The 12,339-nt window shown below is 43.4% G+C and carries 7 protein-coding genes and 1 tRNA gene; 5 read left to right on the top strand and 3 right to left on the bottom strand.

Going from position 1 to position 12,339, the window contains the following annotated elements:
• Positions 1-17: 17 nt before the first annotated feature.
• The 5 genes from hisD to ACTJKG_RS14955 are packed head-to-tail and all read left to right on the top strand — an operon-like array spanning position 18 to position 9,379.
• The gene (gene hisD / locus ACTJKG_RS14975; RefSeq protein WP_440739685.1) at positions 18-1,310 is read left to right on the top strand and encodes a histidinol dehydrogenase; all 1,293 of its coding nucleotides are present in this window, start codon (positions 18-20) and stop codon (positions 1,308-1,310) included.
• Between the two features lie 5 nt (positions 1,311-1,315).
• A complete protein-coding gene (locus ACTJKG_RS14970) occupies positions 1,316-3,595 on the top strand; it encodes a DUF2961 domain-containing protein (RefSeq protein WP_440739684.1) in 2,280 nt (759 codons plus the stop codon).
• A gap of 8 nt (positions 3,596-3,603) precedes the next feature.
• Positions 3,604-5,031: a sialate O-acetylesterase gene (locus tag ACTJKG_RS14965; RefSeq protein ID WP_440739683.1), complete on the top strand. Its 1,428-nt coding sequence runs from the start codon at positions 3,604-3,606 to the stop codon at positions 5,029-5,031.
• Between the two features lie 25 nt (positions 5,032-5,056).
• Positions 5,057-7,666: a GH116 family glycosyl hydrolase gene (locus ACTJKG_RS14960; protein ID WP_440739682.1), complete on the top strand. Its 2,610-nt coding sequence runs from the start codon at positions 5,057-5,059 to the stop codon at positions 7,664-7,666.
• Between the two features lie 9 nt (positions 7,667-7,675).
• A complete protein-coding gene (locus ACTJKG_RS14955) occupies positions 7,676-9,379 on the top strand; it encodes a DUF4091 domain-containing protein (protein WP_440739681.1) in 1,704 nt (567 codons plus the stop codon).
• A gap of 241 nt (positions 9,380-9,620) precedes the next feature.
• Here the strand turns inward: ACTJKG_RS14955 and ACTJKG_RS14950 are convergent.
• The 3 genes from ACTJKG_RS14950 to ACTJKG_RS14940 form a co-directional block, all read right to left on the bottom strand.
• Positions 9,621-9,693: transfer RNA gene (locus tag ACTJKG_RS14950), tRNA-Lys, on the bottom strand.
• 156 nt (positions 9,694-9,849) lie between these two features.
• Positions 9,850-11,478, bottom strand: a complete 1,629-nt coding sequence (locus tag ACTJKG_RS14945) for an ABC-F family ATP-binding cassette domain-containing protein (RefSeq protein WP_440739680.1) — start codon at positions 11,476-11,478, stop codon at positions 9,850-9,852.
• Positions 11,479-11,840: 362 nt separating this feature from the next.
• Positions 11,841-12,236, bottom strand: a complete 396-nt coding sequence (locus tag ACTJKG_RS14940) for an SRPBCC family protein (RefSeq protein ID WP_440739679.1) — start codon at positions 12,234-12,236, stop codon at positions 11,841-11,843.
• Between the last annotated feature and the right edge of the window lie 103 nt (positions 12,237-12,339).

Genomic DNA, 12,339 nt, shown 5'->3' with positions numbered 1-12,339 from the left:
TAATATATAACATAACCATGGCAGAGGTTTTAAAAAGTGGAAGAAACGCGTTGGAAATTAAAGACGCGGATACCAGGGTGAAAGAGACCGTAGAAAAAATAATCAGTGATATTGAAAATCGTGGTGATAGTGCTGTGCTGCAATACTCGGAAATGTTTGACCATTGGTCGCCCACATCGTTTAAACTCAGCGAGCAGCATATCAAAGAAATTGTCGATAATACCCCTCAACAGGTCATAGACGATATCAGGTTTGCCCAAAAGCAGATCAGGTTTTTTGCCGAGCAACAGCGGGCCTCTATTTCGGATATTGAGATCGAAACGTTACCGGGAGTATTTCTGGGGCATAAAAATATACCCGTTAACAGTGTAGGTTGCTATATCCCTGGAGGAAGGTATCCTATGGTGGCATCGGCCCATATGAGTGTATTAACAGCAAAAGTAGCTGGCGTAAAACGAGTGATTGCCTGCACACCGCCGATTAATGGCAAAATCCCCCAGGCAACGGTATGTGCGATGTACATGGCCGGCGCAGACGAGATCTATATTATTGGAGGTGTGCAGGCACTGGTAACCATGGCAATTGGTACCGATACTATAGAGCCTGTGGATATGATAGTTGGACCCGGTAATGCTTATGTGGCCGAGGCAAAACGTCAGTTATACGGGCGAGTGGGTATTGATCTGTTTGCAGGACCAACAGAAGTGTTGATCATTGCTGACGATACTGCCGATGCAGAGATGGTAGCTTGTGACCTTTTAGGTCAGGCTGAACATGGGCCAACTTCACCTGCAGCATTGATCACTACCTCTGCGAGCCTGGCAAGGGAAACGGTAATTGAAATTGAACGCCAACTGGCAAAATTACCAACAGCGGATATTGCTCGTGTGGCCTGGGAGAATAATGGCCTTATTATTTTGGTGGCTGATGAAGACGAGGCCATTCTGGAGGCCGATAAGTTGGCTTACGAGCACGTGGAAGTACTCACCAGGGATCCTCGGTTTTTCCTGGACAAGCTGACTAACTATGGTGCACTGTTCCTGGGCCCCGAAACAAATGTGGCCTATGGCGATAAAGTTATAGGAACCAATCATACCTTGCCCACCATGAAAGCGGCTAAATATACAGGTGGGCTTTGGGTAGGTAAATTCCTGAAGAACTGTACCTATCAACGCTGTACCGAAGAAGCAAGTGCCATGATTGGTGAGTACGCTATGCGCTTATGTGAATTGGAGGGTTTTGCAGCGCATAAGGAGCAAGCCGCATTACGGGTAAGGCGCTATGGCCACTTATTGAATGAAGTAAAATAAAACGAATGAATAAGGTGATCATCAGGTATTGGATCCGTGTGCTTTGTTTACTGTTGAGCACATCGATAGCACAAGCTCAGTCACGGTACAAAAAAGCAGGTGATATAGCGTACAGACCTATTCCAGTAGGTGATGATGCTTATCTCCGCTGGGATCTGTTACCAATGCAGCGCATTGGTGTAAGGGCTTATATGCGAAGTACCTATGATCGGGGTGGGGGCGGTTATGATGCTTCCCACTTCTTATTTATGAATAAAGAAGACGAAAATGTTACCCTGGATGTGAAGGGCAAGGGGATATTGTATTTTTTCAGGGCTAACCACTGGCACGGTAGTCCATGGCATTTTACTATAGATGGTACGGACAATATAGTAAAGGAAACGGCCACAGCTGCTCCCTTAAATGCCGATAAGGTATTTAAACAAACTGAGTTTATACCGGTCAGGGCTTTTCCTGAACCATTGGCATATACCTGGGCCACTACCAAAGGTGCCGATCTGATCTGGACACCGATACCTTTCCGTGATTCCTTGCGGATAGCTTATGCACGCACCATTTATGGTACAGGTTATTATATCTATCATTTATACGCTGATGACACCCGGCTTTCTCGATCCATCAGTTCATGGAACATGGCCAAAGCGCCAAGTCTGGATGTAATAAAGCTGCTTAATAGCGCGGGTACTGATATCGCCCCTCAAAACATTAAGGTTTTGAGGGGTAATATCAAGCTTAACCGCGATAGCATCGTAGTGGCAGATATCCGGACAACTAATTCAACCATCAGGGCGTTGAAATTTAGTTTACCGCTTGATAAAGCTATTGAGCTGGAACGTGTCAGACTGAAAGTAACCTGGGATGATGCCAAATATCCGTCGATAGATGCACCCCTTTGTTTGTTTTTTGGCGCAGGTACTTTTTATAACCGGGAGAATAAGGCCGATTTTGTAAAAGGACTGCCTATCAATATTCATTTTGATTATATCAACAAAAAGGTTGAACTGGCCTGTTATTACCCAATGCCCTTTTTCAGATCAGCAAAATTGGAATTGACTGCAATGTCATCACAGGAAACGAAGCTGGATTATGAAATAAGATACGAACCTGCTAAGATTACACAGAACCGAAGTAGTTATTTTCATGCAACTTATAAAGACCTCCCAAAGCCTGAGCTGGGCCTGGATATGACCTGGCTGGATACGCGCGGCATAGAAGGGCACCGGGATTGGTCGGGCAGCTTTATGGGGACATCTTTTATATTTTCGCATAACGCCAATCTGAGTACTTTGGAGGGTGACCCACGTTTCTTTTTTGACGATAGTCAAACTCCGCAGGCTTACGGCACGGGTACCGAAGAATGGGCAGGGGGTGGCGACTATTGGGGGGGTGAAAATATGACGCTTCCGCTGGCAGGGCATCCCTGCGGATCAACAGAAAAGAAGACCGCAGTTAATGAAAAAGATCTGATCCAGTCGGCATATCGTTTTCTTGTGGCCGATATGATGCCTTTCGGTAACCGCGCCGTTATCCGTTTTGAACATAATGAAAATGTATCGCAGGAACATTATGAAGCTGTTACCTATTGGTATGGCCTGCCGACGCCATCGCTCGTTAAAACCGATTCTTTAAATATCGGGCAGATCAAAAGTGAACAGCAGCACGCTTATTATTCGCCGGATGCATCGGCGGTGCAGACAATAAACTCCCGTTATGAATGGGGGCCAGACCATTACCCGACTGGCGCATGGGGGTATGATCTGAATAAAAAAACGGGCTATAAAGAGTTTATGGGTAAAGAGATCTACCCGTCGCACCAGGAAGATGGCCGTTACACCCGCGGTGCATCGGAGTTTACCGTAACGCTTGCCCGCCATAATTTAGGTGCCTTACTGCGGCGTACACTGGATTATAGCTTCCCAAATCAAACCGCCGAGGTTTATGTAGCCCGGGTTATTAAAGGGCAGAATGAAGGAAAAGTAAATTGGCAAAAGGCGGGCACATGGTATCTTGCCGGGGCCAACACCTGTGTTGTTTCTCGCCCGCCGGGTGAGTTAAGCAAACGGGTTTATAACATACAAACATCCAACCGCCGTTTCAGGGATGATGAATTCCTGATACCTGCCAGGTTAACCAGAGGACTTTCGGCTATAAAAGTTAAATTAAAATTCATACCCAACGGTCAGCAATTATATCCTGGTAAGCCTTTTCCTGAACCAAGTGCCTGGAGTGAATTGGCCTATCAGGTTTACAGTTATGTTAGTCCTGATTACCATATTGGCAATTAATGTATACCATGAAAAATAGTAATAACAAAAAGGGATTTATAAAAACGGCGTGTATGGTCGTGATGATTTGCGCGGGTGCTTTTGTTCGTGCAGATATTCGTTTACCGGCTGTTTTGAGCAATAACATGGTTTTGCAGCAGCAGAGCCGCATAAAGCTCTGGGGCTGGGGCGAACCTTACGAAAAAATCACGGTTACCACTTCATGGGACAATAAAACTTACCCGGAAACCAAACCTAATGGTAACGCTAACTGGGCGCTTGATATCAATACCCCAGTTGCAGGTGGGCCTTATACCATTGCTATCAAGGCACGTAACACCATCGTTTTAAGTAATATAATGATAGGAGAGGTTTGGGTATGTTCGGGACAAAGCAATATGGAAATGAGCGGTAACTGGGGTTTACAGGATATTAAAGAGGCCTATAAAATAGCAGGCAATACCAACATCCGCTTTTTTCACATTCCCAAGGCTACAGCCAGGGTGCCACAAGATGACTGTCATGCGCAATGGGCTGTTTGTGATAGTAATTCCCTGAGATCATTCAGTGCCGTAGCTTACTTTTTTGGGCGCAATTTAAATAGCAAGCTGAATGTGCCCATTGGCTTGGTAGAAGCCGCCTGGTCGGGCTCGTCGGCTGAAGTGTGGACGCCTGATAGCGTAATAAATAATGATAACGTATTAAAACAGGCTGCCACCAAAATAGTGGCCAATGATCAATGCCCTAATGTTGCCGGTTATGCGTATAATGCAATGATAGCTCCCGTAAAAGACTTCAACGTAGCAGGCGTAATCTGGTATCAGGGCGAAAATAATACCATCAATGCGGGTACTTATCAGCATTTGTTTACCGCTATGATCGATGCCTGGCGGCGGGCGTTCAGTAAAAATATTCCCTTTTATTTTGTACAGGTAGCGCCTTTTAAATATCAATTGAGCAATGTGGGCGCATTGATGCGGGAATCCCAAACCGAAAGCATGAAACATCCAAATACCGGGATGGTGGTTATAACCGATCTGGTGGCGGATGTGAATAATGTACACCCCGTTAATAAGCACGATGTTGGTCTTAGGCTGGCCAATTGGGCTCTTGCCGAAACCTATCACCAGCCAAATATCCACTATAAAAGCCCGATATTTAAAAGTATAAATATCCATAAAGACAAGGCTATTATAAGTTTTGATGACACAGGGCGCGGTTTAACAATAAAAGGCGACTCCCTTACCGAAATAGCTATTGCCGGACGTGACCGGGTATTTTATCCTGCAAAGGCATTAGTGAAAAAAAATACATTGATAGTTTGGAACACCATGGTACTACAACCGTTAGCTGTACGCTATGGATTTAGCAATACGGCTATTGGTAACCTTTTTAGTAAAGATGGCCTGCCCGTTGGCCCCTTCCGTACAGATAACTGGCCGATAGATATAAAATGATCATATAAACCTAACTTCTATGATAATGAAAGAAAATAATAACAGGCGTAAGTTCCTTAAGAACCTGGGTGTGGGTGCACTGGGCGTGGCAGCTATTCCGGCTGATCTGTTTGCTGATACTAAACCCACAACGCCTAATCTGCAACCGCAGTTGTGCCATGATATGATCCCCGCTGCACGTGTATACAATGAAACATATACGGATGCTTATTTAAATCGTGTTGCCTTTCCCTTGGGCGGTATGGGGGCAGGTATGTTTTGTATCGAGGGAACCGGTGCCATATCACATATGTCGGTACGCAATAACCCCGAGATCTTTAATGAGCCCTGTATGTTCGCGGCCATCTCGATAAAGGGAATGGAGAAGGGTGCAAGGGTGCTGGAAGGCCCGGTGCCTGCCTGGAAAAAATTCGGACAGCATGATTCTGGTTTAGGTGGGGGAGGAGAAACATGGGGCCTGCCACGTTTTAAAGATGTACAGTTTACCGCCCGCTTTCCTTTTGCCGCCATAAAACTGGAAGACAGTTCAATGCCATTGAAAGTAAATATTAATGCCTGGAGCCCATTTATACCAACTGACGCGGATAACTCCAGTTTACCGGTAGCCGCTTTGGAATACGAGTTTGAAAATGTCAGCAGCAAGACTATTGAGGTGGTTTTCTCATATAACAGCCGTAATTTTATGCAGCAAAGAGATGCCAGGAATTCGGTTAAACCTATTACGAATGGCTTTATATTATCGCAGGATGGAACAGAGAAAGCTCCCGAAAAAGCCGGCGACTTTGCCATATTTACGGATAATGAAAGTACGATGGTTGACCATTGCTGGTTTCGTGGTGATTGGTGGGATGCTTTTACCATGGCCTGGAATACCGTACAGACAGCTGATTTACGTAAAAATGAGCCTGTAGAGTCCGGCGCACCTGGCGCCTCATTATACGTGCCTTTAAAGTTATCCGCAGGAGAGAAGAAAACCCTTAAGCTTCTGATGACCTGGTATGTGCCGGATACGAACCTGCGCATAGGCGATGAGCCCCGCAATAATAATGACCAGCCATGCGAAAAATCAGGCAGCGAACCCGGTAATAAATTCCATAAACCCTGGTATAGCGGCAGATTTAAAAATATACGGGAAGCAGCCGCATACTGGCAGCAGAATTATACTGAGCTTTATGAAAAATCAACCATTTTTAAAAACGCCTTTTATGATTCGTCGCTTCCTCCCGAGGCACTGGAAGCTGTTGCAGCTAATTTAACCATTCTCAAGTCGCCTACAGTTTTACGACAAACCGATGGCCGTATGTGGAACTGGGAAGGCTGCGGTGATAGCTGGGGGAGTTGCCATGGTTCATGCACACACGTATGGAATTACGCGCAGGCGGTTTCACATCTTTTCCCATCACTGGAAAGAACGCTGCGAGAAACAGAGTTCGAGGTAAGTCAGAATTGTGATGGTCACCAGCAATTCCGCACGTCGATACCGATACGTCCGGTGGCGCACAATTTTCACGCGGCATCTGATGGGCAATTAGGCGGTATTATGAAAGTTTATCGTGAATGGAGGATTAGCGGCGATAATGCCTGGCTCAAACGCCTTTATCCTAAGGTAAAAATGAGCATGGATTATTGTATCAAAACCTGGGATCCACGTGGTCGTGGTGTATTGGAAGAACCTCATCATAATACCTACGATATCGAATTTTGGGGCGCTGATCCTATGTGTACTACTTTTTACCTGGGTGCATTAACAGCTACTACCGCGATGGGCAAATTTTTAAAGGAGCCTACTCAACATTATGAAGACCTGTTTGCTAAAGGAAAAGCAGTACTGGAAGGTACTTTATATAATGGCGAATATTTTGTACAAAAGATACAGTGGACAGGTCTTAACGTGCAAGATCCTACTACTGTAAAAAATCTGTCGAAAGAAGCAACCGCGTTATTACAAAAGGAGGGGCCAAAATATCAGTATGGCACGGGTTGCTTGTCAGACGGGATACTGGGTGTCTGGATAGCTGAGATGTGTGGATTGGATATCGCATTGGATAAAATAAAGATTAAGCAGCACCTGGCCTCTGTACATAGATATAACCTGAAAACAGATCTGTCTGAACACGCCAACCCACAAAGACCTACTTACGCTATCGGGAAAGAAGGAGGGTTGTTGTTATGCTCCTGGCCAAAGGGTGGTAAACTGTCTATTCCGTTTGTATATAGTGATGAAGTATGGACCGGTATTGAATACCAGGCGGCATCACATCTTATCCTGACTGGGCAAATAAACGAAGGATTGGAGGTGGTGCGTACCTGTCGTGATCGTTACGATGGCCGGGTTCGGAATCCATTTAATGAGTATGAGTGTGGACACTGGTACGCACGTGCCATGGCCAGCTATGGCCTTTTACAGGCCTTGACAGGAGCGCGCTTTGATGCCGTTGACCAGGTGTTGTATATCGACCCAAAAGTTGGAGATTTTAAAAGTTTCATATCGGCAAATACCGGTTTTGGAGTAATCAGTCTTCAGAATGGACAGCCATTTTTAAATGTGCTATACGGAAAAATACCGGTAAAAAGTTTTAGTATATCAGGGCAGCGTACTATATCTGCTAAAGGAAAAGTAAAACAATTAACTTAATAAATTAAGATGAAAAACAAAGTTCATTTACTCATTTCGGGCTTATTTGTTTTCTATTGCCTTTTTAGTATTACGCCAATTTACGCCATAAATAAAACAGATTCCCTTGACCGGCATATGAGCGTTTGGTTAGAAAGTTCTTTAAATAAAGTATTTCCGCAATCTCCTGTATTGCAAAGAAATAGTATGAGCTTACTTGCCGCCCGAAATAGTAAGATATCCTTTCAGGTAGCATTTCATAACCAGATGAAAGATCAAACCCAGATCAACTGTTTGGTAGATGGTGGAGATATTCAAACACAGGTACGATATGTAGGGCTGGTACCTTTTCCGAATTTCAACACGGATGTAAGCAAGGAAGAAATAGATGGTATTGGTTATTTGCCGGGGATGCTGCCCGAACCTCTTTACCCGGTTTCTAAAGCTGACGCTACACCTTACGCCAGTCGCTCTTTTTGGATAACCTTAACCGTACCAGCAGCTATATCGCCCGGCGAACATGAGTGCAAAGTAAAATTATCCTGGACAGAAGGAAAGGTGCAGAAGCAACAGCAACTTTTTGTAAAAGTTAACGTGGCCAATTTGGTGATAAAACCTCGTCATGATTTTCATGTAACCCACTGGTGGAGAGGCGAGGCCACCGCTTTGTATTATAAAACAGAATTGTACAATGAACGTTGGTGGAAACTTACCCGCGCGCTAATGAAAAATTTGATTGAACATGGTAATGATGTGGCATTTATTCAAAACTTTTTTGAGTTAAGAGCCGTATTCAAAAAGCCTTGCCAAATGCTGATTGTTAATGAACAGAGTCCGGGTAAATATATTTTTGACTGGACAAATGTGAAACGGTTTGTTGATATGTGCCGTGAATTGGGGTACATGAAGTTTGAGTGGGCACACCTTTGGTTGTATTGGGGGGTAGCAGATGCAATGCACGTATATACTAAAAAAGAAGATGGTACTTACAGATTGTTATGGGATGAGCATTTAAAGGCGATGGACCCCATATATATTAATTTTCTGAAGCAATATCTTCCGGAATTTCATCGCTTCTTAAAGAAGGAAAAGTTGTTGGAAAACTCTTATTTCCATTTATCCGATGAGCCGTGGTCTGAGCATATAGAGAACTATAAAAAAGCGAGAAATCTCCTGCATGAATTAGCTCCCTGGATGAAAGTTATGGATGCTTTGAGCGATATAAGGTATGGTCGTGATAAGCTGACGGATATCCCGGTTCCCATTATTAGTTCGGCAGAAGATTATTTAAAAGAAGGCATACCACACTGGGTTTATTATTGTACCGGCCCACGTGGGCCGTGGCTCAACCGGTTTTACGATACACCTTTGGCTAAGATACGCATGTCGGGCTTCCTGTTCTATAAATTAAAAGCACAAGGTTTTCTGCATTGGGGATACAATTTTTGGTACAAGCTGGATACTGAACAATCTATTGATCCATTTAATGAGGGCGCTGCAACGGCTTATCCTGGCATAGCTCAGGGCGATCCATTTGTGGTTTACCCTGGCCCCGATGGGCCGTATGATTCTATCAGGTGGGAGGTTTTCGCAGAGGCTTTACAGGATTATGCCATATTGCAATCGGCAGGGATAAGTGCAAACAGTGAATTACTTCACGATATTAAAAATTATCGCGATTTTCCAAAACAGGAAACATGGATAAGCAGTACGATGGCTAAGTTGTTAAAATAGTTGGAGGAGTATGGTAAGCACTGAGTTTGTATTAACGGATAATAAATAACCTGAACAGAAAATTGAACCCCGAAAAAGCGTTATTGCTTGGTGATTTGAATAAAAATAGATCCGATTTAAAATTAGTATAAAGTCTTACAGGGGAAATTTTAGCTCTTTTTTGTGGTGGCCTAACAGTCTGGCTATCATTTTCTTATGGGTATAAAAAAAGGAAACATCCATAATAGAATGTTTCCTTCAGTGACCTGGGAGAGGATCGAACTCTCGACCCACTGATTAAGAGTCAGTTGCTCTACCGGCTGAGCTACCAAGTCGTTTTTTATTGGGGTTGCAAATAAACGAAATTTTATTGAAGTGCGAAAGAGTTTTCTTTAAAGTCAGAAAAGACCGGAAGTCGGTGAGTCTGAAAGTTTTTTTACTTCCATCTTTCCGACTCACCGACTTCCGGTCTTTTCTGACTTCCGTTCTTCTTAAACTAAAGCGTACAGATCAGTCCGTTGTTTTTCTACAACATCGCTGTTGATATATTCATCGTAGGTCATCAGTTTGTCGATGTAACCGCCCGGAGTTAATTCAAATATGCGGTTGGCTACGGTTTCTACCAGTTCATGATCTCGTGAGGTGAATAGGATGGTGCCACGGAAGTCTTTCATGCCATTATTAAGCGCTGTGATCGATTCCAGATCCAAGTGGTTGGTTGGTTCATCAAACATCAGCAAATTGGCTTGTTGCAGCATCATACGGCTAAACATGCAGCGCATTTTTTCGCCACCAGAAAGTACATTGCTTTTTTTCAATACCTCTTCGCCCGAAAACAGCATCCGGCCCAAAAAGCCACGGATAAACTGATCATCCTTTTCGCCAGGTGAATATTCACGCAACCAGTCGATCAGGTTTTCGTCTTTACCTTTAAAATATTCGGCGTTATCAATCGGAATATCAGCCGGGTTAATGGTAACACCCCATTTAAAGGTACCTTTAAAGTCAGTATCACGGCCTGTTAAAATATTGTACAGAGCAGTGGTGGCCAAGCTGTTTTGCGACAGTATGGCTATCTTATCACCTTTATTTACCGTAAGGCTGATATTGTTGAATAGAAGGTCGCCGTTAAGGGTTTTGCTTAAATTCTCTATCTGTAATATCTGGTCACCGGCTTCACGACCCAGGTTGTTGAATATAATTCCCGGGTATTTACGGTTTGATGGCTGAATCTCGTCAAGGTTGATCTTGTCCAGCGCCTTTTTACGACTGGTAGCTTGTTTTGATTTAGATGCGTTAGCGCTAAAGCGGCGAATAAATTCCTGCAACTCTTTAACCCGGTCTTCGGCTTTTTTATTCTGATCGGCACGTTGTTTTAATGCCAGCTGGCTCGACTCGTACCAGAACGTATAGTTACCGGTATAGATGGTCATTTTGGAGAAGTCGATATCCACTACGTGGGTACAAACCGTATCCAAGAAGTGCCTGTCGTGCGATACTACCAAAACGATGGCTTCATATGATGCCAGGAAATCTTCCAGCCAGCTTACAGTATGGATGTCCAAATCGTTAGTAGGCTCATCCAGTAATAAAATATCGGGTTTGCCAAAAAGGGCCTGTGCTAATAATACGCGTACTTTCTGGGTGTTATCCAGGTCTTTTACCAGGTTATAATGAAATTCTTCTTTGATGCCCAGGTTGCTCAACAGGGTAGCGGCATTGCTTTCGGCATTCCAGCCATCCATTTCGGCAAAAAGGTTTTCCAGTTCGCCGGCGCGCTCGCCATCGGCATCGGTAAAATCCTCTTTCAGGTAAATGGCATCCTTTTCTTTCATTACGGCATACATTTCTTTGTAGCCCATCATTACGGTTTCGATAACCGAAAACTCATCAAATGCATAGTGGTTTTGGCTTAAAACCGCCATACGCTCGCCAGGAGTAAAACTCACAGAGCCGCTGGTAGGGTCGATATCGCCCGAAAGAATTTTTAAAAATGTTGATTTACCGGCACCATTGGCACCTATAATGCCATAACAATTGCCTTGCGAAAATTTAAGGTTAACGTCTTCAAATAAAGTCCGTTTTCCGTAACGTAATGATAGATTGGATACCGTGATCATGCTGCACCTGTAATTTGGCGCAAAAATACGGTAAATAGTTCATTTTTTTGGTATTTGGGTAGATATTAAAATGAGGCACATTGTGGATTTATGTACAATCCTCGTCACAATTAATTGACATTGTCGTGTACATATTTGCCCGTTTTGTGCGTAAATTTAAAACAGGGTAAGCGTTTTGGTGTTATTTAACTATAAATTAATCAGAATTAAAAAATGGAACAGCCTTTGACTCAACAGATTTATACATTATTAAATATTACCGGTCATGGCAGCATTAATCATCACATTGGTTGTTATCAATATTATAATAGCCATTAACAACACACAAAAAAGAAAGGTATATTGATAGGCAGATGGCGCGCTTAACTTAATATTTCGGTTAAGCTATTTGTTTCATGATCCGCTAATTTCTGCAGCGGGCCAGAGGCAAGCATTTTCATCATCATATTCAGATCTGCATCAATAGTAAAAAGAATATTGGTATGGTCGTTATCAAAAGATAACGACCATTTTAATTTCAGATCAAATGGCGGTTTAGCCGTTGGTACAATGATAATTTCCTGATCAGGTATACGGCTTTCGATTTTTAAAGAAAGTTTGGCCATATTCTGAATGCTGAAATGAGCTTCATCAGTGGTCGATACCCATTCCTGTATATTTTCCGGCATCAGTTTCTGGTGATTGTTAAAATCGGCTAAAAACGCGTAGACCTCGCTAATAGGTTTATTAATGCTGGTATTGCTGGTGAATGTGCTCATTTTTTTACGTTGTACGTGATACGTTGTAAGTTTTATGTTAGGAAACGATCAAGTCAAAAATCCTGATTATCCTTTAATCGTGCCAATCATGGTTCCAACAAAA

Source organism: Mucilaginibacter sp. 22184, from assembly GCF_052045695.1.
In the GTDB taxonomy this organism is placed as follows: Bacteria; Bacteroidota; Bacteroidia; order Sphingobacteriales; family Sphingobacteriaceae; genus Mucilaginibacter.
Note: the sequence above shows the minus strand (reverse complement) of the source record. Positions and strands in the feature narration are given on the sequence as shown.

What these genes read in the sequence shown, in the direction of transcription:
- hisD (WP_440739685.1), top strand. Translation starts at nt 18, where the DNA reads ATGGCAGAGGTTTTAAAAAGTGGAAGAAACGCGTTGGAAATTAAAGAC.
- ACTJKG_RS14970 (WP_440739684.1), top strand. Translation starts at nt 1,316, where the DNA reads ATGAATAAGGTGATCATCAGGTATTGGATCCGTGTGCTTTGTTTACTG.
- ACTJKG_RS14965 (WP_440739683.1), top strand. Translation starts at nt 3,604, where the DNA reads ATGAAAAATAGTAATAACAAAAAGGGATTTATAAAAACGGCGTGTATG.
- ACTJKG_RS14960 (WP_440739682.1), top strand. Translation starts at nt 5,057, where the DNA reads ATGAAAGAAAATAATAACAGGCGTAAGTTCCTTAAGAACCTGGGTGTG.
- ACTJKG_RS14955 (WP_440739681.1), top strand. Translation starts at nt 7,676, where the DNA reads ATGAAAAACAAAGTTCATTTACTCATTTCGGGCTTATTTGTTTTCTAT.
- ACTJKG_RS14945 (WP_440739680.1), bottom strand. Translation starts at nt 11,478, where the DNA reads ATGATCACGGTATCCAATCTATCATTACGTTACGGAAAACGGACTTTA.
- ACTJKG_RS14940 (WP_440739679.1), bottom strand. Translation starts at nt 12,236, where the DNA reads ATGAGCACATTCACCAGCAATACCAGCATTAATAAACCTATTAGCGAG.